This is a genomic window from Shimia ponticola (genome assembly GCF_007995215.1).
In the GTDB taxonomy this organism is placed as follows: domain Bacteria; phylum Pseudomonadota; class Alphaproteobacteria; order Rhodobacterales; family Rhodobacteraceae; genus Shimia_B; species Shimia_B ponticola.
On the sequence record NZ_VCDK01000003.1, the window covers coordinates 252248 to 273947 of the forward strand.

At 59.0% G+C, this 21700-nt stretch carries 19 protein-coding genes; 8 read left to right on the forward strand and 11 right to left on the reverse strand.

Features of this window, described 5'->3' with window-relative positions; translation table 11 throughout:
- Positions 1-85: 85 nt before the first annotated feature.
- From FE702_RS04675 to lexA, 5 genes are all read left to right on the forward strand, one after another.
- Positions 86-742, forward strand: a complete 657-nt coding sequence (locus FE702_RS04675) for a uracil-DNA glycosylase (protein WP_147125106.1) — start codon at positions 86-88, stop codon at positions 740-742.
- The gene (gene trpC / locus FE702_RS04680; RefSeq protein WP_147125107.1) at positions 739-1554 is read left to right on the forward strand and encodes an indole-3-glycerol phosphate synthase TrpC; all 816 of its coding nucleotides are present in this window, start codon (positions 739-741) and stop codon (positions 1552-1554) included. Before FE702_RS04675 ends, trpC begins: the two co-directional genes overlap by 4 nt.
- A complete protein-coding gene (moaC, locus tag FE702_RS04685; RefSeq protein WP_147125108.1) occupies positions 1554-2030 on the forward strand; it encodes a cyclic pyranopterin monophosphate synthase MoaC in 477 nt (158 codons plus the stop codon). The genes trpC and moaC overlap by 1 nt, the downstream gene beginning before the upstream one ends.
- The gene (locus FE702_RS04690) at positions 2027-3202 is read left to right on the forward strand and encodes a molybdopterin molybdotransferase MoeA (RefSeq protein ID WP_147125109.1); all 1176 of its coding nucleotides are present in this window, start codon (positions 2027-2029) and stop codon (positions 3200-3202) included. Before moaC ends, FE702_RS04690 begins: the two co-directional genes overlap by 4 nt.
- 92 nt (positions 3203-3294) lie before the next feature.
- Positions 3295-3990 carry a transcriptional repressor LexA gene (gene lexA, locus FE702_RS04695; protein ID WP_147125110.1) on the forward strand — a complete coding sequence of 232 codons (696 nt, stop codon included), beginning with the start codon at positions 3295-3297 and terminating at the stop codon, positions 3988-3990.
- Positions 3991-4007: 17 nt separating this feature from the next.
- Here the strand turns inward: lexA and FE702_RS04700 are convergent, their stop codons facing one another.
- On the reverse strand, positions 4008-6065 hold the full coding sequence (locus tag FE702_RS04700) for a ComEC/Rec2 family competence protein (RefSeq protein WP_346722148.1): 2058 nt from the start codon (positions 6063-6065) through the stop codon (positions 4008-4010).
- Between the two features lie 152 nt (positions 6066-6217).
- Here FE702_RS04700 and gltX point away from each other — a divergent pair, with 152 nt between their 5' ends.
- Positions 6218-7612, forward strand: coding sequence for a glutamate--tRNA ligase (gltX, locus tag FE702_RS04705; protein WP_147125111.1), 1395 nt, complete (start codon positions 6218-6220; stop codon positions 7610-7612).
- Between the two features lie 128 nt (positions 7613-7740).
- A complete protein-coding gene (gene gltA / locus FE702_RS04710) occupies positions 7741-9036 on the forward strand; it encodes a citrate synthase (protein WP_147125112.1) in 1296 nt (431 codons plus the stop codon).
- 141 nt (positions 9037-9177) lie between these two features.
- On the opposite strand, the gene FE702_RS04715 is transcribed toward gltA, so the two are convergent.
- The 10 genes from FE702_RS04715 to FE702_RS04760 all read right to left on the reverse strand — a co-directional run bounded on the left by FE702_RS04715 (position 9178) and on the right by FE702_RS04760 (position 20499).
- Positions 9178-9954 carry an enoyl-CoA hydratase-related protein gene (locus tag FE702_RS04715; protein WP_147125113.1) on the reverse strand — a complete coding sequence of 259 codons (777 nt, stop codon included), beginning with the start codon at positions 9952-9954 and terminating at the stop codon, positions 9178-9180.
- Positions 9955-10057: 103 nt separating this feature from the next.
- Positions 10058-10510: a cytochrome c-type biogenesis protein gene (locus FE702_RS04720; protein WP_186827049.1), complete on the reverse strand. Its 453-nt coding sequence runs from the start codon at positions 10508-10510 to the stop codon at positions 10058-10060.
- A complete protein-coding gene (locus FE702_RS04725; RefSeq protein ID WP_147125115.1) occupies positions 10510-12471 on the reverse strand; it encodes a heme lyase CcmF/NrfE family subunit in 1962 nt (653 codons plus the stop codon). The genes FE702_RS04720 and FE702_RS04725 overlap by 1 nt, the downstream gene beginning before the upstream one ends.
- An 83-nt stretch (positions 12472-12554) precedes the next feature.
- Entirely contained in the window at positions 12555-13106 is a 552-nt protein-coding gene (locus tag FE702_RS04730; RefSeq protein WP_147125116.1) for a holin family protein, read from the reverse strand.
- Positions 13097-13708 (reverse strand): holin-associated N-acetylmuramidase, encoded by a 612-nt coding sequence (locus FE702_RS04735; protein ID WP_147125117.1) that lies wholly within the window; start codon positions 13706-13708, stop codon positions 13097-13099. Before FE702_RS04735 ends, FE702_RS04730 begins: the two co-directional genes overlap by 10 nt.
- Before the next feature lie 47 nt (positions 13709-13755).
- The gene (gene ccmE / locus FE702_RS04740) at positions 13756-14226 is read right to left on the reverse strand and encodes a cytochrome c maturation protein CcmE (protein ID WP_147125118.1); all 471 of its coding nucleotides are present in this window, start codon (positions 14224-14226) and stop codon (positions 13756-13758) included.
- Positions 14226-15254 (reverse strand): N-acetyl-gamma-glutamyl-phosphate reductase, encoded by a 1029-nt coding sequence (gene argC, locus FE702_RS04745; protein WP_147125119.1) that lies wholly within the window; start codon positions 15252-15254, stop codon positions 14226-14228. The genes ccmE and argC overlap by 1 nt, the downstream gene beginning before the upstream one ends.
- Positions 15255-15326: 72 nt before the next feature.
- Positions 15327-16139: a glutamate racemase gene (locus FE702_RS04750; RefSeq protein WP_147125120.1), complete on the reverse strand. Its 813-nt coding sequence runs from the start codon at positions 16137-16139 to the stop codon at positions 15327-15329.
- Positions 16139-17026, reverse strand: coding sequence for a lysophospholipid acyltransferase family protein (locus tag FE702_RS04755; protein WP_147125121.1), 888 nt, complete (start codon positions 17024-17026; stop codon positions 16139-16141). The genes FE702_RS04750 and FE702_RS04755 overlap by 1 nt, the downstream gene beginning before the upstream one ends.
- Before the next feature lie 71 nt (positions 17027-17097).
- Positions 17098-20499, reverse strand: a complete 3402-nt coding sequence (locus tag FE702_RS04760) for an indolepyruvate ferredoxin oxidoreductase family protein (protein WP_147125122.1) — start codon at positions 20497-20499, stop codon at positions 17098-17100.
- Between the two features lie 153 nt (positions 20500-20652).
- On the opposite strand from FE702_RS04760, the gene FE702_RS04765 reads away from it, so the two are divergent.
- Positions 20653-21552 (forward strand): LysR family transcriptional regulator, encoded by a 900-nt coding sequence (locus FE702_RS04765; protein ID WP_147125123.1) that lies wholly within the window; start codon positions 20653-20655, stop codon positions 21550-21552.
- The last annotated feature ends 148 nt before the right edge of the window (positions 21553-21700 follow it).

Below are 21700 nucleotides of genomic sequence, written 5' to 3' on the forward strand. Positions count from 1 at the left end.
CTGATCAACAAAAGCCCTCCCGGGGGGGAGGTCGGGCTTGGCGCGTGCGCGCCGGGGTTGGCGCAGCAGGCCAAGGTTTGGCGGCATGAGTTTGCCGAGCAATTCTTGGAGCGATCTCGGCTTTTTTCACCAAGAATGGCCCGCCCTCCAAACCAGCATCGCCGCCGACCCTCGCGACATCTTTCCGCCGGAAGCGGCCCGTTTCCGCGCTCTTGATCTGTGTCCGCCGGAAAAGACCCGCGTCGTCATTTTGGGTCAGGACCCCTATCACACCCCAGGCAAAGCCGACGGGCTCGCCTTTTCTATCCCCGATACCTTCGGTGGACGCCTCGATGCTCTTGGCAACATCTTCAAAGAGATACAGACAGACCTCGGTTTCATACGCACCCGGACCGACCTGACCGATTGGGCCAAACAAGGCGTTCTATTGCTAAATACTGCGCTCTCCGTCCCGTCCGGAACCGCCAAAGGCCACGCCAAAATCGGCTGGGGTCCATTAATCGAGCAAGTCATCACCGAGACCGCAAAACGCCCAACCGCCTACCTTCTCTGGGGCCGCGATGCCCAATCACGCGCACCGCAGGGCGACCAGCATCTGATCCTGAAACACACCCACCCCTCCCCGCTTTCTGCCTATCGCGGGTTTTTCGGGTCGCGGCCATTTTCAACCATCAACGAATGGCTTATCCATCGCGACGAGCCGCCCATTGATTGGGTCGGAAAGGGAGACGACCAGACATGAGCACGCCGACCATTCTGGATAAGATCAAGACCTACAAGCTCGAAGAGGTCGCTGCCGCGAAAGAGGCGCGCCCCATGGCCGATGTAGAAGCCGCAGCCGGCGCAGCGCCAGCCGTGCGCCCATTTGCCGAGGCCCTGCAAGACGCCTCGCGCGAGGGATATGGCCTTATCGCAGAGATCAAGAAGGCGTCGCCGTCCAAAGGGTTGATCCGGGAGGATTTTGATCCCGCAACACTTGCCGCGGCATATGCCGCAGGTGGCGCAACCTGCCTGTCGGTCCTCACCGACACGCCCAGCTTCCAAGGCGCGCCAGAGTTTCTGGGACAAGCGCGCGAGGCCTGCGAACTGCCCGTGCTGCGCAAGGATTTCCTTTATGACACCTATCAAGTGGCCGAAGCCCGTGCATGGGGGGCTGACTGTATTCTGATCATCATGGCCTCCGTCAGCGACATGCAGGCGCAAGAGCTGGAAGAGGCCGCGATCCGCTGGGGGATGGATGTACTCGTCGAGGTTCACAACGAAGAGGAACTCGATCGTGCCGCCGCGTTGAAATCGCCCCTTCTTGGCGTGAATAACCGCGACTTGAACACGTTCGAGGTATCGCTCGACACGACGAAACGCCTTGCACGTTTGGCAGAGCCGGAACGTCACCTTGTGGCCGAAAGCGGGCTGTTTACGCCAGAAGACCTCGCTGACCTTGCCCAGTTCGGCGCCCGCAGTTTCCTGATTGGTGAAAGCCTCATGCGGCAGGACGATGTGACCGCAGCAACCCGCACGATCCTTGCCAATCCTCTGACAGCGACCCCTTTCTGATGGCCGAGCTTTCTCACTTCGACGCCTCCGGGCAGGCCCATATGGTCGATGTCTCGGAAAAAGAAATCACATCGCGCATCGCGGTGGCTGAGACGACCGTAACCATGGCCTCGGCAACTATGGATCATGTTCTGGCCGGGACCGCCAAAAAGGGCGATGTGCTCGGTACCGCACGTCTGGCCGGGATCATGGCGGCCAAGAAGACAGCCGACCTCATTCCGCTCTGCCATCCTTTGCCGATTACAAAGGTCGGCATCGAACTGACCCCGGACGAAACGACATCGACGGTGCGTATCGAAGCAACGGTGAAAACCACAGGTCAGACAGGCGTTGAGATGGAGGCTTTGACAGCCGCCTCGGTCGCGGCACTGACGCTTTATGACATGCTCAAAGCCGTCGACAAAAACATGGTCATTAGCGGCACGCGCGTCATCCTGAAGGACGGCGGCAAATCCGGCCGGTACGAGGCCGTATGATCTCGGTGACCGAGGCGCTCGACGCGCTTTTTGCGTTGGCCGAGCCACTAAACATCGAAACAGTTGGTCTGCGCGCAGCGAATGGCCGGGTTCTGGCCCAAACCGTCCATGCCCGCCGCACGCAACCGCCGTTTTCCGCCTCGGCCATGGATGGCTACGCAGTGCGCAGCGTGGATGCCGACGAGGGTGCTGTTCTGACCGTAATTGGCGAAGCCGCCGCCGGCCATGCCTATGCCGGCAGTCTTGGTGCCGGAGAGGCCGTGCGTATCTTTACCGGTGCGCCCCTGCCCGCCGGCGCAGACCAGATCGTGATCCAAGAGGACACCACGCGCACCGGCGATACGATCACAGTGACCTTCCAAGGGACCAAAGGCGACCACGTGCGCCCTGCTGGTGGGGATTTCGCAGAAGGCACAGCACTGGACGCGCCACGGCGGTTGAGACCAAATGACATCGCGCTGCTTGCCGCGATGAACATCGCAGAGGTCCCTGTCACGCGCCGCCCAAAGGTTGCCATCATGGCCACTGGCGACGAATTGGTCATGCCCGGTGAAAGCCCCGGCCCCGATCAGATCATCGCATCCAACAGCTTCGGGCTTGAGGCGATGTTGCGGAACGCCGGGGCCGAGACGCGTATGCTCCCAATCGCACGCGACACTGCAGACAGTCTTGAATCGGCCTTCCGATTTGCACGCGGGGCCGATCTGGTCATTACCATCGGCGGCGCATCTGTGGGCGACCATGATCTTGTGGGGCCCGTGGCTGAAAAGCTTGGGATGGATCGCAGTTTCTACAAAATTGCCATGCGCCCCGGTAAACCTTTGATGGCTGGCCGACTGGGACGCCAGATGATGATCGGTTTGCCCGGCAATCCGGTCAGCGCCATGGTCTGTGGACAAGTCTTTGTGCGCCCCGTGATTGATGTAATGCTGGGACTGCCTGCGCAGGCTGCCACCCGACTTGCCGCGCCTCTTGCCCATGATATCCCGGCGAACGGACCGCGCGAACACTATATGCGCGCCGTGATCAAAGACGGTGCTTTGACGGTTTTCGAACGTCAGGATAGTTCCCTGCTGAGCGTTCTCTCGAACGCCAACGCACTCGCGATACGCCCGCCCAAGGATGAGGCGCGAAAGGCCGGTGATGTTCTGGACTACCTTCCATTGTCCTGAGCGGTTGACACAAAACAAGAACATCCTTAGAACGAACGCAAAACGCCCGTTCTGAAGATGGTTTTTTGCGGGCCGAGCAGTGGAGGCCCATGATGCTGACGCAAAAGCAAAAAGACCTTTTGAACTTTATCAATGATCGTTTGCAGCGGGACGGCGTGCCGCCCAGCTTTGACGAGATGAAAGAGGCGCTGGATTTGCGCTCGAAATCCGGAATCCACCGCCTGATTACGGCGCTTGAAGAGCGCGGTTTCATCCGCCGCATGGCCCATCGCGCCCGCGCCATCGAGATCGTGAAACTGCCTGAGGCCATGGGCGAACCACCGCGTAGCTTTAAGCCACGCGTGATCGAAGGGGATCGCCCCGACAGTACGCCACCGGCAGCCATGTCAGTTGGCAGCGCCGCAGCAGTCGAGCTGCCCAAGATGGGTAAGATTGCAGCCGGTGTCCCGATTGAGGCCATCAGCAATCAGCAAGATACCGTTGCCGTTCCCGGCCACATGCTCTCGGGTCAGGGCGAACATTATGCGCTTGAGGTCAAAGGCGACTCGATGATCGACGCCGGGATCAACAATGGCGATGTTGTCGTCATCCGCGAGACATCAAATGCAGACAATGGCGATATTGTGGTGGCGCTTGTCGATGGTCATGAGGCAACGCTGAAACGCTATCGCCGCAAGGGATCGACCATCGCGCTTGAGGCCGCGAACCCGGCCTATCAAACCCAGATGTATTCCGAAGATCAGGTTAAGGTGCAGGGCCGCTTGGTCGGTTTGATCCGCACCTACTAAACCTTGCTTCGATCGGTTCAATTCGACCCGGCGATCAAGGCCCAAAGCCGTGCAGCTTGCGCGGCTTTTTCTTTGCGTGCCTGCGGGTCGTTCCAGATACGGCGCCCCGTATGGGACCGCGCGGTCGTGATATGCAATGCGCCGGCTCTTTCCTGCACCGCGATGGCTCCAGTCTGACGAAGATGCTCTGGGTCCCACAACGGGCACCCCGGCCAGTGATCAAGCGCGATATTTGTAACAAGCACATCATCTTTGCCACAGGTCACATCGCGCGCGGCGACACCGCGCACCACAATGAAACGGGTGTCTCCAATTTCGAATGCCTGCCCCCCATGTCGCGCAGCCTCTTCTTGAACTGAGGCATCCCCGTCATTTTCAAGCCAGACCCGCGCAGCAAATCCATCACCACGCGCGGTATTCAGAACGCGCCCACTATCCGTGAGCATCCCGGCCAACCCGCCGCTTGACGCAATCAGCAATGGCGGACGTTCATGGTTCACCCAGAGGACACCGGCGATCAGACATAGAACCGCCCCCAACCATCGCTCGCGCCCTTGCCAAATCACCACAAACACCGCCCCCATCGCGAGGATCGGCAGCACTTCAGGCGGCGGTGCTTGGACACGCCCCACCGCGCCCGGCCAATCTGAGACGGTTTGTGCCACGGCAATGATCCACGCCAACCCTTTGTCCATGACAAGAAACGGCACCCAAGACAGACCCAACGGCCACAGCAAGGCTGCCACGACAGCGGCTGGCATGATCAACGCGCCCATCAACGGAACCGTCACCAGATTGGCGATCAATCCAAAATGGGAGACAATGTTGAAATGGGCTGCCGCCAGCGGCGCTGTCGCGCAACCAGCGATCAGGGACGACAGAAAGACCGAAACCGCAGGCCGCGTCCATGTCGGCCCGATGCGCGCCCTGCCCGCCAATCGGCGAAACGCCACAACCAAGGCTGTCGTGGCGGCAAAGGACATCTGAAAGCCCGGCGACATCAGCGCCTCGGGCTGCAAGGCCAGCACGATGATCGCCGCAACGGCAACGGCGCGCAGCGTCAATGCCCGCCGATCAAACAAGACCGCCCCAAGCGCTACTGCCACCATCACAAAGGCACGCTCGGTCGCAACGCTCCCGCCAGACAACGCAAGATACACCGCTCCTGCACCCAACGCAGCCCCAGCCGCGAGCTTCTTGCTCGACATGCGCAGCGCCAAGAACGGGATCAACGCCAGACCACTGCGCACGGCGCCAAACACAAAACCAGTCAACAGCCCCATGTGCAGACCTGATATGGCAAGGAGGTGGGCAAGGTTCGATTGCCGCAACGCCTCGACGACGTCCAGGCGCATGGCACTCCGATCGCCCACCACGATTGCCGCTGCGACAGCACCGGTGTCACCCGGCATCGCTGCTTGAAGGCGCTGACTGATCGCCATCCGCAGGCGGAAAACTACCACGCCGATCCCCGGCTCCGGCGCTGCAAAAACCAAGGCAGGCGTTCGCGTGTATCCCACCGCGCCGATGTTTTTGAACCAGATGTGGCGTGCAAACTCGAAGCCTCCCGGCTCTGCCGGTCCCGGCGCGGGACCAATATGCGCGGCCATCACAACCGTCGCGCCCGGTATCGGCAAAGGTATCTCATCTTGCCCATGCAAGGTCACGCGCACGCGATCCGGTGTGCGCGCGGGGATCATCCTCTCAAGCCTGACCCGGTCCAGGGTCAGGCGCACCTTGTCAGATGACGAACGATCAATGCCCACCACGCGCCCCTCGACTGAACCGTAATAGCGATATTCAAGCACAGGCGTTGCAACCCAATGGGCACGCGCACCTGCCAGTACGAACCCCAAGGCCACACAGGCCAAAGCGCCCCAGACAGGACCCCATCCGTGCCGCGCCAAGACCGCAAATACGATCAGGATCAGCCCACCTAGTGTCGCGCCGCTTAAGACCCAAAAGCCCGGCTCCGTGGGCAGCGCAAAGAACACGCCGATGCCCACCGCCATACAGACCGGCACAAAGTGAAGCAATTGCCCACGCTGCCTTTGAAGCGCTGCGACGAGCGGCACTGTGACCGCCTGCCACGGGCGTATTCGAGGCCTCGTCAGAACCGCTTCCACTTGTCACTCCGCGTTGGGACCAATAGATCACCGCCAACGTGGCAACTCTTGGTTAGCAATCTGTTAATCAGACCGCCCTCACCCCTTTCAGGAGCTCACCCATGACCGTCGTGACCCGGATCGCCCCGTCGCCCACAGGCTACATGCATATCGGCACCGCGCGGACCGCGCTGTTCAACTGGCTCTTTGCTCGCAAACATGGCGGCCAGTTCCTGCTCCGGGTCGAAGACACAGACCGCGAACGCTCCACCCCAGAGGCCACGGATGCAATCCTGCGCGGGATGGACTGGCTTGGTTTTGACTACGATGGCGAAGCCGTCAGCCAATTTGCCCGCGCCGACCGCCATGCCGAGGTCGCGCATGATCTGCTAGCCCAAGGACATGCCTACAAATGCTTTGCCACGCAGGAAGAAATCGCCGCCTTCCGTGAAGAGGCCAAAGCCGCCGGAACCTCAACGCTTTATCGCAGCCCTTGGCGCGACGCCGATCCATCCTCCCACCCCGACGCGCCTTATGTGGTCCGTCTAAAGATGCCGCGCGACGGAGAGACAGTCATTGCCGACGCTGTTCAGGGCGATGTGACGTTCAAGAACGAGAACCTCGATGACATGGTTCTGCTTCGCTCGGACGGCACACCTGTCTATATGCTGGCCGTTGTTGTGGATGATCACGACATGGGCGTCACCCATGTGATCAGGGGCGACGACCATCTCAACAACGCGGCGCGTCAGATTCAGATATACCGCGCCATGGGCTGGGCCGAGCCGGTCTATGCCCATATCCCTTTGATCCACGGCCCCGATGGCAAGAAACTGTCGAAACGGCACGGCGCGCTTGGTGTCGAGGAATACCGCGACATGGGCTATCCAGCGGCCGCCATGCGCAACTATCTCGCGCGTCTGGGCTGGAGCCACGGCGACGACGAATTCTTTAGCGATGCGCAAGCGCGTGAATGGTTTGACCTTGAAGGCATTGGGAAATCTCCCGCGCGGTTCGATTTCAAAAAGCTCGACAACCTGTCGGGTCAGCACATCGCGGCCTCTGATGATGCTGCGCTGCTGCACGAACTTGAGGGTTTCTTGGCTGCGACCGGCCAAACTGCCCTGACTGAGGCCCAAAAACAGGGTATGGCCAAAGGTATGTACACCCTGAAAGAACGCGCGAAGTCTTTTCCGGAACTCATTGAAAAAGCGCGTTTTGTACTGTCTAAGCGCCCAATCACTCCAGACGAAAAAGCTGCAAAATCGCTTGATCCGGTATCCATTGGTATACTGAATGAATTGACGCCGCAGTTGCGAAATGCTAGCTGGTCGCGAGAAGACTTGGAGGCGGTCGTTGCCAATGTTGCAGCGGCCCACGACACCAAACTTGGCAAACTCGCCGGCCCTCTTCGGGCGGCACTTGCCGGGCGCAACGTCTCTCCGAGTGTGTTCGATATGATGCTGGTTCTGGGCCGTGACGAAACCATTGCACGGCTAAACGACGTGGCAGCTTAACGCAGAGCCTTTCTATAGGGCTGCTGACATGAATGTGTCATACTCGCGTGGCTGTGTCGTGCCGGATCCGGACAGGACAAGCTAAGTTGGGGACCGCAACCCCATCGGCCAAGGAAGGGACAACGTCCATGAAAGACACGCAAAAAACAGCGACGCTGACGTTTGACGACAAGTCGATCGAATTGCCGATGCATTCGCCGACCGCTGGACCAGACGTTATTGATATCCGTCGCCTGTATGCCGAGGGCGGCGTTTTTACCTACGATCCGGGCTTCACCTCGACCGCTGCCTGTGACTCGACCATCACCTTTATCGACGGTGGCAAAGGCGAACTGCTGCATCGCGGTTACCCGATCGACCAACTGGCCGAGAAATCCCATTACCTCGAAGTTTGCTATCTGCTTCTCTACGGCGAACTGCCATCGGCTGCAGAACTGGAAGAGTTCGAAACGCTCGTGACGCGTCATACGATGCTGCACGAGCAAATGATCAATTTCTTCCGTGGGTTCCGCCGCGACGCTCACCCTATGGCCATCATGGTGGGTGTGGTTGGCGCGATGTCGGCCTTCTACCACGACTCGACCGATATCAGTGATCCACATCAGCGCGAGGTCGCAACCTTCCGCCTGATCGCCAAAATGCCAACAATCGCGGCGATGGCGTACAAATACACGATCGGTCAGCCGTTCATCTATCCGCGCAACGATCTGGATTACGCATCGAACTTCTTGCGCATGTGCTTTGCCGTCCCTGCCGAGGATTACGAGGTCGATCCGATCCTCGCACGCGCCATGGACCGTATCTTTACGCTGCACGCAGACCACGAACAGAACGCATCGACGTCGACCGTGCGTCTGGCATCGTCCTCGGGCGCCAATCCGTTTGCGTGTATCGCGGCCGGCATCGCATGTCTTTGGGGACCTGCCCACGGTGGCGCGAACCAAGCCTGTCTTGAAATGCTGGGTGAAATCGGCAGCGTCGACCGCATCCCCGAATTCATCGCACGCGCGAAGGACAAGGATGATCCATTCCGTCTGATGGGCTTTGGCCACCGCGTCTACAAGAACTTTGACCCACGCGCGAAGGTGATGAAGCAATCGGCGGACGAGGTTCTGGACCTCTTGGGTGTTGAGAACAACCCACGTCTCCAGGTCGCGAAAGAGCTTGAGAAACAGGCCCTCGCCGATCCGTATTTCGCGGACAAGAAACTGTTCCCGAACGTCGATTTCTACTCAGGTATCATCCTTGACGCGATGGGCTTCCCGACATCGATGTTCACGCCGATCTTTGCCTTGGCACGGACTGTTGGATGGATTTCCCAGTGGAAAGAACAGATCAGCGATCCAGCGTTGAAAATCGGTCGTCCGCGTCAGCTCTATATGGGCGAAACGATGCGCGACTACGTCAACATCGAAAACCGCTAAAGCGCGGACATTTCAAAGCAAAAAAGGCGCATCATTTGATGCGCCTTTTTTTCTTGTGTTTCGTGCTTGGCCCGGGACTTCAGAGAACTCGATGGAACGCCTACGGCGCAAGCCCCAGGGTTAAGCCCGGGGCGACACTGCTTACCGTCCCTCGTATTGCGCAGGGCGCTTCTCAAGGAAGGCCATCACGCCCTCGCGGAAATCACGGGTCTTGCCGCAATCGCCCTGCAGACGCGCCTCAAGCGCGAGTTGCTCGTCCAGCGTGTTGTCAAACGCGCCTCGGATGGCCGTTTTCACATGCGCATAGGCCTGCGTTGGCCCCTGAGCCAGATGTGCCGCCCGCGCCTGCCAATGCGCCTCAAACGCATCATCGGCCACCGCTTCCCAGATCATGCCCCAGTCGCTGGCTTGCTGGGCGGTGATCTTATCGGCAAAAAGCGCTGCGCCCATCGCCTTGGCCATGCCCATTTGACGGGGCAGGAAATAGGTTCCGCCTGCGTCCGGGATCAGGCCGATCCGCGTAAAGGCCTGCAGAAAAAACGCGCTCTCGGTCGCAATCACCACGTCAGCCGCAAGCGCCAGGTTTGCGCCTGCACCTGCCGCCGCACCGTTCACAGCGCTGATGGTTGGCACCGGGCAATTATAGATCGCGTTCAACATGGGGACATATTCGTCCCGCAATGTCCGCTCTAGATCAAGGTTCGCGGCGTTCGAGCGATCACCCAGATCCTGCCCCGAGCAAAACGCTTTGCCAGAGCCTGTCATCACGACAACACGTGCCTCTTTGGGGGCGGCTTTCATCGCATGCGTGATTTCGGCCCGCATCTGTGTGTTCAACGCGTTCATGACATCGGCACGGTCGAACTTGATCACCGCCACATCGTTGCGAATGCGCAGCTTGATCGTTTCATAATCCATTGGGCGGTCCCTTCTTTCCGTTGGCGTCAAGATAAGAAGGCCAGCCCCAACCGAAAAGGCAGACGGCACGTCAGAGTTCAGATTTTTCGGACTGTGGCCCTGTTTAGGCTGGGTCGTCTTTCAGCAATTCGGCCAAACGCGCCTCTTCTTCGGCGCTTAGAGGGGCCGTTGCGTCGCTGCGCCCACGACGACGCGCCAGAAACAACCCGCCCAACACAAGTAAAAGAACCGCTGGCCCAACGCCCCAAAGGATCAGGTTCGCGCCGCCCGTGTCAGGACGCAGAAGAACATACTCACCGTAGCGCGCCACGATGAAATCCACCGTCTCTTCATTGCTGTCGCCTGCCACCAACCGCTCGCGAACCAACAAACGAAGGTCCTTGGCCACATCTGCATTGCTTTCGTCGATGCTCTCATTCTGACAGACAGGACAGCGCAATCCGGCGCTGATTTCTCGCGCGCGGTCTTCCAGCATCGGATCGGAAAGAACCTCATCCGGTTCAACGGCCAGAGTGGGCGCAGCTGCCAAGCACAGGACAAGGATCAAGCGTTTCATCATTCCGCAGGCACCGCCGTTGCTGAACCTTGCTTGCGCGCACCAGCGGCCACCCGTAACCGGCGGTCTGTCAGGCTCAGCGCGCCGCCCAACGCCATGATGATACAACCCAGCCAAATCCAGTTCGCCAGCGGTTTGATAAAGCTGCGCACAGCCCAGCCGCCGTTCACCTGCGGCTCACCGATCACAAGATAAATGTCGCGCATCAGACCATTGCGAATGGCGGCCTCTGTCGTGCCCATACCGGCCACTGGATAGCGGCGACGTTCGGGGGTCAGCGTCTCGATCAGACGCCCATCCTGCCGTACCTCAAGCCACGCCATGGTCGAGAAATAGTTCGGCCCTTCGATGTTTTGTACATCGGCCAGAGTGATCTCGTAGCGATCCACTTCAAAGGTCTCGCCCACCTGCGCAACGCGGATGTCTTCGACCTGATAGGCCAAGAGACCCGCGATCCCGATGGTGGTAATCCCCATACCGGCATGCGCCACGGCCTTGCCCCAGTCAGAGCGCGGCAGCCGCAACAGGCGATCCGCCTTACCATTGGCGCGCTGCCACAGGTCAACCACAGCCCCCGCAACGACCCAGACACCCAGCGCGATCCCCAGCGGCCCGCCCGCCGATCGGCCGGTCTGCATCGCCCAGATCAAGGCCAGCACAGCAAAGGTCAGCACCACGACATAACGCAGCTTGAACGCCATCTTGCCCAGCTTCGCCCGCTTCCACGGCAGGATCGACCCCAACGGCAAGATCAGCGACAGCGCCACCATGAACGGCGTGAAGGCCATGTTGAAAAACGGCGGCCCGACCGACAGCTTGCGATCAAAGAAGATCTCGGCAATCAGCGGCCAGATCGTGCCTACAAAGACCACCAGACACGACACCGCCAAAAGCACGTTATTGGCCACCAGCGCGCTTTCGCGGCTGGCCACGGCAAACACCCCGCGCGATTCCATGACCTGCGCCCGCGCCGCAAAGAGCGTAAGCGCCCCACCGGTAAAGAGCGCGGTGATCAGCAACAGATATGTCCCCCGCTCCGGGTCATTCGCGAACGCATGGACCGAGGTCAAAACGCCCGAGCGCACGATAAACGCTCCGATCAGACAGAAGCCAAAGGCCAAGATGGCCAACAAGATTGTCCAAGCCTTCAGCGCCTCGCGTTTCTCAACCACGATCGCCGAATGCAGCAACGCCACGCTCAGAAGCCAAGGCATAAAGGACGCGTTTTCGACAGGATCCCAGAACCAGAAGCCGCCCCAACCCAGCTCGTAATAGGCCCACCACGACCCCAGCGCGATGCCGATGGTCAGAAACAGCCACGCCGCCAGCGTCCAGGGACGTACCCACCGGCCCCAGGCCGCGTCCACGCGGCCTTCCAGCAAGGCGGCGACGGCAAAAGAGAACGTGAGAGAAAGCCCAACGTAACCGAGGTAGAGAAACGGCGGGTGAAATGCCAAGCCGGGATCCTGCAACAGCGGGTTCAGGCCCGTTCCGTCAAACGGCGGCTCGGCCAACCTGTCAAACGGGTTCGATGTGAAAAGAATGAAGGCGTAAAAAGCGACGCCAACCGATCCCTGCACCGCCAGAACGCGAGCGCGCAATGTATCAGGCAACCCCTTGCCAAACCACGCCGCAAGCGCGCCGAACAGAGCAAGGATCAATACCCAAAGCAGCAGTGATCCCTCATGATTGCCCCAAACGCCGGTCACCTTGTAGATCATCGGTTTCAGCGTGTGCGAGTTGGACGTAACCACCCGCAAGGAAAAGTCCGAGACCACGAAGGCATAGGTCAGCGCTACGAATGAAAACGCGACCAGCAGGAACTGCGCCGTCGCTGCGGGCTCTGCCGCCGCCATCCAACCCACATGCTTACGATGGGCCCCAACCAAAGGCACAACAGTCTGAAAAATCGCCAGCGCAAAGGCCAGGATAAGCGCGAAATGTCCGAGTTCTACGATCATGCCCCTGTTATATCGCCTCAGTATCCTCGCGGAAATGGGGATGCCTAATCTGTCGCAGGGGAACTCATGCGATTTCTTCCACCTTATCCGCGACGCGAGAGCCGCCAATCCTCCAACGCGGCGTTTTCGGCAAAGCGCGTGGCCAGCTTCACGTCCGGCACACCGTCCTCGACATCGTCAGTCTGCCCGTCGAGGTCGATGCTCAAGGCCCCCGCGGCGGCGGCACTTTGGGCCAGGGACTTCTGAAATTCCTGCCCTTTCAACTGATGCCGTGCCCCAAAATAGAACGACACAACTGCGCCCAACAGCCACCAAAGTGGCTCTGGCACCAGCGCAATGCCTTGCATCCGTGAGGCAAACCACTCCGGGTCCCACATCGCCGCTACGAACAACCCAAGCGTCCCAAGCGCCATGGCTGGCCGTGGAACACGGTTCAGCCCATCAATGAACTGGTCAAAAATCGACTTGCGGGGGTGCGTAAATTCGGCGGCAAATTGGTGCAAGGCCGCCCTGCGTGCCGCGTGATCACGCCCGGCCGTGTCTTCGGCGTTTTCGCGGAACACTTCGATTGTCTCCTTCAAAGCCCCCTCACCGCCGCCAAACAGAAGCGAGAAAACCCGTTCGATCATGCCCATGTCGCCGTCCTTTTGCGGTGTTGCGCAGGTGTCAGGTGATAGCGCGATGAAATGAACTCTTCGGCGCGGGTGATCCAACCGCCTTTGCCGCCGTCACGCCTGCGCGCATATTTGCGCGAGGCTTTGCGTCGATCCGCCAGTGCGTAATAGTAATTGCGCCGCTCGATCCCATAGGCATCGACCAAATGCGCCGGTGCCACCGCCATCGCCAGCGCCGCGGCGCTCAGAGTTTTTGACCCCAGCGCCCCGTCAACGGCCACTTTGTAGCCAACCTTGGCGAGCAGGCGCTGAAGGATCTTGATCGCATTCGCCCCGGCATTGACCTGCATGTCAAAGACCGTGGCTTGCAATGGCTGCGGAAGATCCGCGATACGCGGTTTGACAAAGTAATGGTCGATAAAAATGCCGACTGCCTGCGCCTTGGTCAGGCGCTTGACGTCATCGCTGCTGACCGTGCCGTCGCCCGTCAGGTCCAAACCCAATCTGCGCATCGTATGGATTGTGACGCCGTATTTCGTGGCCCCACCCGGATCATCCGGGTCGTTCACATACCCGCCTTCGCGGGCGACAATCTCTGTCGCGATGTCTTTGACGGTCTGCATTCACCTGCTCCCATGGCCCAATGGGGCGCAAAGGTCAGGCGAAATGGTTAATTGGTGACTGTCTCACCGTACGCTTCGCCATCGGGGCCCTTGTATACGCCCTGCTCTTTCAGAGCATCGACAACCTCTTTGGGCATATACGTCTCGTCATGGCGGGCCAGAATCTCTGTCGCTTCAAACCGCCCATCGACGAACCGCCCGGTACCCACCATGCCTTCGCCCTCGCGGAAAAGGTCCGGCAAGATGCCAGTATAGGCCACGGCAACCGACGCGCCGCCATCGGTCACGGAAAACGTGATCGTCTCGCCCTCACCCCGGATCAGAGTGCCCTCCTCGACAAGACCACCGATCCGAAACACCTCATTGGGTTGCGGCGGGGCCTCAACGACCTGCGACGGTGAACGAAAGAAGTTAATCCCGTCCCGCATCGCGTACCCCACCAACGCGGTCGCGCCGACAAGCGCGATCATCGCAATAACGATCACCTGAATGCGGCGCTGTTTCTTGAGACTGCGCATTACGGATACAACGGCGCAGCCATCAGGCCTGCCGTCTCCTCTTCGCCCAGCATCAGATTGGCGTTTTGCAACGCCTGACCGCTTGAGCCTTTGCATAGGTTATCCAGCACCGACACCACGATCGCACGCCCCGGCAGCCGATCACCCACAACGCCGATATGGCAGAAATTCGAGCCACGGACATGTTTCATCTCTGGCAACTCTCCAAACGGAAGCACTTCCAAAAAAGTTTCATCGTCATAGGCGTTTGCAAGGGTCTGATGGATCACGTTTGCATCGCCGCGCACATATGACGTGATCAAGATGCCCCGGTTCACAGGCACCAGATGCGGTGTGAACTGAACTTTGACCTCGCGTCCGGCAATCGCGCTGAACTCCTGGTCGAATTCGCCCAGATGCCGATGTTTGCCGCCAGCCGAATACGCGCCCAACCCCTCAGACAGCTCAGCGTGAAGCAGGTTTTCCTTGAGCGCACGACCTGCACCTGACACGCCTGCCTTGAGGTCCATAATGATCTCATCAAGATCAATCACTCCGGCCGCAATCAGCGGACGCAGCGCATATTGACCCGTCGCAGCGTTGCAGCCCGTTCCGGCCACCAGTCGCGCGCCCTCGATCTGGTCACGGTAAAACTCGGTCAGGCCATAAACCGCTTCTTCCTGCAGGTCGGTGGCCGAGTGCGGCTTGCCGTACCATGCCTCATAGTCGGCAGGATCGCGCAGCCGGAAATCTGCGGACAGATCAACGACTTTCACATCCGCAGGCAATTCGCGAATGACCGCCTGCGACGTCGCGTGAGGCAAAGCGCAAAACACAAGGTTCGCACGATTAAAGTCGATCTCGTCGATCTTTTGCAGCTTGGGCAGATTGAGGTGGCGTAGATGCGGGAATACCTGCCCCATTTCTTGCCCAGCCTTACGCTCTGCGCTGAGGGCCACGATATTCATCGTCGGATGCGTGGCAATCAAACGGACAAGCTCTGCTCCGGTATAGCCCGATGCACCAAGGATAATGACATTATGCGACATGGTTCACGCCTTTCTTGACAGACGAGTTAAGTGAGAAAGATCGACGGCGCAATTGCGCCAAATGGCCCCTGCTCAGGCGGCCTGAAATTCGATCTTTCGTCGCAGGAACTGGGTCGCACGGTCGCTGACACGCCCCGGATCACCCGTGGTCAGATATCCCGTTGCCTGTCCCTGCCCCAGCATGTCCGGATGACGGGTCAAATAATCGGCTAGGCTTTCCGCCACCAGTTTGCCTTGAGAAAACACCTTTACCTCGGGGCCAAGCGCCGCTTGGAACTGTTGTTCCATTAAAGGATAATGCGTGCATCCAAGGATCGCTGCATCCGGATGCGGCATTTTTCGCTTCAACGCATCGACATGGCTTTTGACCAGCGCCTCCGCAAGGATCAGGTCGCCATCTTCGATCGCATCGACGACGCCACCGCAGGCCTGTGCCTCGACATCGACGCCAATCGCTCGAAACGCCAGCTCTCGCTGAAACGCACGGCTGCTGACCGTTGCCGGGGTTGCAAAAAGCGCCACGTGCTTCACAGCCACCTCACGCGGGGGCGAGTTATCGCCCCATTGCCGCTCGGTCAGCGCCTCGATCAAAGGCACGAAAACCCCAAGAACGCGCTTGTTGCGTGGCACCCAGCCCTCTTGCATCCGCCGCAAGGCCGCCGCGCTCGCGGTATTGCAAGCAAGGATCACCAGATCACAGCCTTCTTCGAACAAACGACCAACCGCCGCCGTCGTCAGTTCATAGATGTCATCCGCATCCCGCACCCCATACGGCGCATGGGCGCTGTCAGCGAAGTATTTGAACGGCACATCCGGCAACCGCGACTGCGCCGCGTCCAGCACGGTCAAACCGCCCAGACCTGAATCAAAAATGCCAACAGCCATTAACGGTACTTGTCCTCGAATTCATAACCCTTTGAATTCGTCTCTACCGGGCGCGGGCTCAGCTTGTAAGTCTCTGAGCGCAAATATTCCATCATCGCTTTGCTGTCCTTGGCGCGCGCCTCAAGCTCGGCTTTCGGGAGCGGCTGCCCCACGACAATCTCAACTGGCTCATCTACGCGGGCCTTAAACTCGCGGATCAGGAACGCCATCCGCAGGGTATAATGCAGATGCGACGCAATCTGGAACAAACGGCTGTTATGGCCATCAAAGAAGATCGGAACCACCGTCGCGCCAGATTTTGACACCATCCGCGCCGTAAATGCGCGCCACCCCGGATCCATGGGACGTCCAAAAGGCTTCACGGCTGTAGACACTGTGCCACCGGGGAAAATCCCAATCGCCCCGCCTTCCCGCAGATACTCAAGCGATGCTTTCCGGGTCTCAAGGTTGGTCCGCATACCTTCCTTCGTCTCTTCAAACGAAATCGGCAGGATCACACGATCCAAATCCTTGGCCTTGCGAAACACCGAGTTTGCCAAAATCCGGAAATCGCCCCGAATGCTGGACAGGATGTTTCCCATGATCAGGCCATCGAGAATGCCATAGGGGTGGTTCGCGACCACGATCAGAGGACCGTCTTTGGGGATATTATCCAACGCGCCGCCGACCACCTTGATGCTCAGCCCATAGCGCTCGACCATGACCTGCCAGAAATCACGTCCAGCGGCGACTTCGTCCTCATAGCCTTTGGCGCGTTTGATTAACCGCAGGCGACCGGTCGCGTTTTCCATCGCCCGGATCAGCGCACGACCACCTTTGGTCTCGGCAGAGTGCGAATAAGAAATCTCTCTGGCAACTTGCCGTTCTTCAGAGCGATGCGCGCGCATGATCCTCATCCCTGTGTTGCGCCCGTATTTAGTCGTCGTATAGCCCGCGCGCTAGCCCCAGAACGCCGCGCCTATTCGGCAGCAGCACTCAGTTCTGGACCACCAGCATCAATCACGGCTTTAAGCTCCTCCCGACGCTTGGCCGCCGCCTTGGCATTGGCCTCTTTCACAGGCCCAAACCCACGGATTTGCAGCGGCAATTCAGCCAAAGCCAAAATCGCATCCCGCGTCTCGGGCGTCAGCTTGTCCTTAACAGCCAAGATGTCAGCGCGGTACTCACGCACCAAAGCCCGCTCCATTTTCCGCTCGGCGCTATAGCCAAATGGATCAAAAGGCGTCCCACGCAGTACTCGCAGTTTGGTCAAGCCGTCCGACACACGCGCCATCCAACTTCCAAACTCACGCTTTTTGGGACGTCCGTTCGCGGCTTTGCCGGGTAGGAATGGCGGGGCAAGATGATAGGTCAGTTTCAGATCCCCATCAAATTCCTCCGCGGCCTTGTCCGCCGTTGACTGCAACAGCCGCGCCACTTCGTACTCATCCTTGTAGGCAATCAGCTTGTGATAGCCTTTCGCCACCGCGGCCTTTAGGTCTGCATCTTCAATACTATCCACAAGCTTGCGCCATTTGCGCACGGCTGCCTTGCCGCCCCAAGCCCGAAGGTTGGCTTCGCGCGCGCTGAAGGGGTCATCCGCAGATGGCAGCGCCACGACCTCGGCGGCAAGCAAGGTTTCAACAGACTGAGCATCATACGCCGCCCAACGGCCCAGTTCGAAGGCTTGGATGTTCTTTTCAGCCGCCGCGCCATTAAGTTCGATAGCCCGAATGATCCCCTCTTTCGACAGTGGCAAAAATCCCTGCTGCCATGCGGCGCCAAAGATCATCATATTCGAAAAAATGCTATCCCCCAGCAACTTACGCGCCAAAGCTGATGCGTCGAACGTTGAAAACCGGTCCTGAAGCCGCGCCGCAAGCGACAATTTCAGATCCTCGGTCGGGATGGTGAATTCGGTATTGCGGGTAAAATCCCCAGTGATGATTTCGTGGCTGTTTACAACAGCGCCGGTCCGGCCCGTTGACGTCAAACCCAGCGTTTTGGCCCCTGCCGATACCACCAAATCGCCGCCGATCAGCACGTCACATTCACCTGTGGCAACGCGGATCGCGCTGATGTCGGAGGGTGTTTCCGCGAGACGGCAATGAATATGCACGGCACCACCCTTCTGGGCCAATCCCGCCATCTCCATCATGCCTGCGCCTTTGCCGTCGATATGCGCGGCCATCGCCATCACAGCACCGATGGTGACCACCCCCGTTCCACCAACACCGGTGATCACCACGTTATGCGTGCCGTTGATCTCAGGCAGCACTGGCTCCGGCATGTCAGGGATATCAACCGAGGCCGTTGGCGCTTTCCTCATCTTCGCGCCTTCGATAGTCACAAAAGACGGACAGAATCCGTCAACACAGCTGAAGTCCTTGTTGCACGACGATTGATCAATCGCCCGCTTACGCCCCAACGGCGTCTCCACAGGAACGATTGACACACAGTTCGACTGAACCCCACAATCACCACAGCCCTCACAGATATCCGTGTTGATAAAGACGCGCTTGTCAGGGTCCGGGAACTGTCCGCGTTTCCGCCGCCGACGCTTCTCTGCCGCACAGGTCTGAGCGTAGACAATCGCGCTCACGCCCTTGACCTTTTGCAACTTTTCTTCGACCGAAATCAGCTGATCACGGGTCGATTTTTGCACATTTGCGGGAAATTCGCTCAGATCAGGGTCTTCCTTCGGATCGTAGACCAGATGGACTTCCGGCACCCCCATCGCCACCAATTCTCGGCAAATCTGCTGCGCCGTCAGGTCGCCGTCATTCTTCTGTCCACCGGTCATGGCCACCGCGTCATTGAACAGGATTTTGTAGGTGACATTCGTCCCCGCCATCAGCGCCGCGCGGATCGCCTGAACGCCCGAGTGATTATACGTCCCGTCACCGATATTCTGGAACACATGATCGCGCGTCGAAAACGGCGCTTCTCCGACCCAGTTCGCCCCTTCACCGCCCATCTGGGTAAAGCCCTGCGTGTCGCGATCCATCCACTGCACCATGAAGTGACAGCCAATGCCCGCATAGGCACGACTGCCCTCTGGCACCTTGGTCGAGATGTTATGCGGACAGCCTGAACAGAAATACGGCAGCCGCGCGGCCAGTTCCGGCGCATTGTCCGCGCGGACAGCGGCATCAAGTTTGCCCAAACGCGCACTAAGCTCTTCTGACCCGCGCCCTTCAATTTCAAGAATACGCCCGATCTTGCGCGCTGCATCGACTGGATCAATCGAGCCCCAAGAAGGGAAAAGGTAGTCGCCGTTTCCGCCAAATTCGCCATAAACACGACGCCCCTGCCGGTCGTTAAAGATGAACTCTTTCATCTGCACTTCCAACAGCTTACGCTTCTCTTCTACCACGACAATCAGGTCCAGACCCTCGGCCCACTCGCGGTAGCTTTCCACGTCCAGCGGCCATGTCATGGCGACCTTATAGGTGGTGATCCCCAATGCCTCGGCACGATCACCATCAATGCCCAGCAACCCGAGCGCATGCTGCAAATCCAGCCAATTCTTACCGGCGGCGACAAACCCGATCTTGGCTCCGGGTTTCCCCCAAACCCGCTTGTCCATCCGGTTCGCACGGGCAAAGGCTTCGGCCGCCTGCCGCTTATACCGCATGATCCGCTCTTCCTGCGCGACCCAATGGTCGATCAAGCGGATGTTCAGCCCACCTTCCGGCATCTCGAATTCGGGCGTCACAAACTTCAAACGATGCGGGTCACCATTCACAACGGCCGTCGATTCGACCGTATCCTTCATGCATTTCAGCCCTGCCCAAACACCGGCGAACCGACCCATCGCATACCCGAAGAGCCCCAGATCCATGATCTCTTGCACCCCAGCAGGGCTGAGCACGGGCATCATGCTGTCGACCATTGTCCATTCCGATTGATGCACAGTGGTCGAGCTTTCCCCAGTATGGTCGTCGCCCATCGCCACCAGCACGCCACCATGTTTCGACGTCCCTGCCATATTCACATGGCGAAAAACATCACCGGTGCGGTCGACACCCGGCCCTTTGCCATACCAAAGGCCGAAAACACCGTCATAGCGCCCTTCGCCACGCAACTCTGATTGTTGTGTCCCCCACAGTGCCGTCGCTGCCAGATCCTCATTCAATCCGGGCTGAAAGGTCACCTGCGCGGCGTCTAACTGCTTCTGCGCGCGCGACATTTGCATATCGACCGCCCCCAAGGGCGAGCCTCGATAGCCGGTCACATATCCAGCCGTGTTCAGCCCATCCGCCTTGTCCCGTGCCGCTTGCATGAGCATCAGCCGCACCAACGCCTGCGTACCGTTCAAAAGCACCTGACGTTTCGTCAGGTCATAGCGATCTGCCAGTGTCACGTCTTGACGGGCCATCGGTATCCTCCCAGATGATGACTACACCCAAGATAGGTCAAAAATGCTGACCTACAAAGTCAATTCAGTGTGTGAGAATTTTTTCCTGTGTGTTACAGGGGTTAACGAATGATGACGAACACTGTTAGCGATCACGCGGAGTAAACGCTCACCATGGATTGGGACAAACTCAGAATCTTTCACGCCGTCGCGGATGCCGGGTCTCTCACCCATGCGGGTGACACACTTCACCTGTCGCAATCCGCCGTTTCACGTCAGATTCGCGCGCTTGAGGAAATGCTGAACGCGACGCTGTTTCACCGCCACGCGCGTGGGTTGATCCTGACCGAACAAGGCGAGCTCTTGTTTGACGCAACCACCGCGATGAACAAACGCTTGGATGCCGCCGCCGCACGCATTCGCGACAGCGAAGAAGAGGTCTTTGGCGACCTGCGCGTGACGACCACGATCGGATTTGGGTCCCTGTGGCTCGCGCCTCGCCTGCCGCAGTTGTACAAAGCCTACCCGGATTTGCGGATCGATCTCATGCTTGAGGAACGCGTGCTTGATCTTCCGATGCGCGAAGCCGACGTGGCGATCCGGATGAAAGAACCCAGCCAGGCTGACCTTATCCGCAAAAAACTCATGTCGATCAAAATGCGTCTTTATGCGACGCGCAAATACCTCGACAGCGCCGGCACACCCGAAAAGATCGAAGACATCGCCAAGCACCGACTGATTTGCCAGAACCCCGCGTCTGTTCAGGTCAACGCAGGTGCCACGATGGTCCAGCACCTCATGACCTTCAACATTCAGTCCCTATTGACGGTGAACAACTACTTCGGAGTGCTGCAGGGGGTGATCCATAACCTCGGGATCGGGGTTCTTCCAGACTACCTTGATCTCGAACACGAAGGCCTCGTGCATGTTCTGCCCGAAGTCGACAGCTCGGACGTGCCGGTCTTCCTTGCCTATCCAGAAGAATTGCGTCACTCCAAGCGCATCTCGGCGTTTCGTGATTTCGTTCAGGCAGAAATCCAGATGCGGCGCAAATCACTCAAGGTTCCTGCCTGACACGCGCCCATGCGCCAAATAGCTATGCATTTCGCGCATAGCGGGATTGCACCGATTATCGCTTCAGCAGACTTGATGAAAAACCCGGCATTCCCTAAATCAAACCTCGAAGGCGCTGGCTTACGCCGCCCTTCAACCTCCCTGTTGG

Coding starts and splice junctions, on each gene's coding strand:
- FE702_RS04675 (WP_147125106.1), top strand. CDS start 86: ATGAGTTTGCCGAGCAATTCTTGGAGCGATCTCGGCTTTTTTCACCAA.
- trpC (WP_147125107.1), top strand. CDS start 739: ATGAGCACGCCGACCATTCTGGATAAGATCAAGACCTACAAGCTCGAA.
- moaC (WP_147125108.1), top strand. CDS start 1,554: ATGGCCGAGCTTTCTCACTTCGACGCCTCCGGGCAGGCCCATATGGTC.
- FE702_RS04690 (WP_147125109.1), top strand. CDS start 2,027: ATGATCTCGGTGACCGAGGCGCTCGACGCGCTTTTTGCGTTGGCCGAG.
- lexA (WP_147125110.1), top strand. CDS start 3,295: ATGCTGACGCAAAAGCAAAAAGACCTTTTGAACTTTATCAATGATCGT.
- gltX (WP_147125111.1), top strand. CDS start 6,218: ATGACCGTCGTGACCCGGATCGCCCCGTCGCCCACAGGCTACATGCAT.
- gltA (WP_147125112.1), top strand. CDS start 7,741: ATGAAAGACACGCAAAAAACAGCGACGCTGACGTTTGACGACAAGTCG.
- FE702_RS04715 (WP_147125113.1), bottom strand. CDS start 9,954: ATGGATTATGAAACGATCAAGCTGCGCATTCGCAACGATGTGGCGGTG.
- FE702_RS04720 (WP_186827049.1), bottom strand. CDS start 10,510: ATGAAACGCTTGATCCTTGTCCTGTGCTTGGCAGCTGCGCCCACTCTG.
- FE702_RS04725 (WP_147125115.1), bottom strand. CDS start 12,471: ATGATCGTAGAACTCGGACATTTCGCGCTTATCCTGGCCTTTGCGCTG.
- FE702_RS04730 (WP_147125116.1), bottom strand. CDS start 13,106: ATGGGCATGATCGAACGGGTTTTCTCGCTTCTGTTTGGCGGCGGTGAG.
- FE702_RS04735 (WP_147125117.1), bottom strand. CDS start 13,708: ATGCAGACCGTCAAAGACATCGCGACAGAGATTGTCGCCCGCGAAGGC.
- ccmE (WP_147125118.1), bottom strand. CDS start 14,226: ATGCGCAGTCTCAAGAAACAGCGCCGCATTCAGGTGATCGTTATTGCG.
- argC (WP_147125119.1), bottom strand. CDS start 15,254: ATGTCGCATAATGTCATTATCCTTGGTGCATCGGGCTATACCGGAGCA.
- FE702_RS04750 (WP_147125120.1), bottom strand. CDS start 16,139: ATGGCTGTTGGCATTTTTGATTCAGGTCTGGGCGGTTTGACCGTGCTG.
- FE702_RS04755 (WP_147125121.1), bottom strand. CDS start 17,026: ATGCGCGCGCATCGCTCTGAAGAACGGCAAGTTGCCAGAGAGATTTCT.
- FE702_RS04760 (WP_147125122.1), bottom strand. CDS start 20,499: ATGGCCCGTCAAGACGTGACACTGGCAGATCGCTATGACCTGACGAAA.
- FE702_RS04765 (WP_147125123.1), top strand. CDS start 20,653: ATGGATTGGGACAAACTCAGAATCTTTCACGCCGTCGCGGATGCCGGG.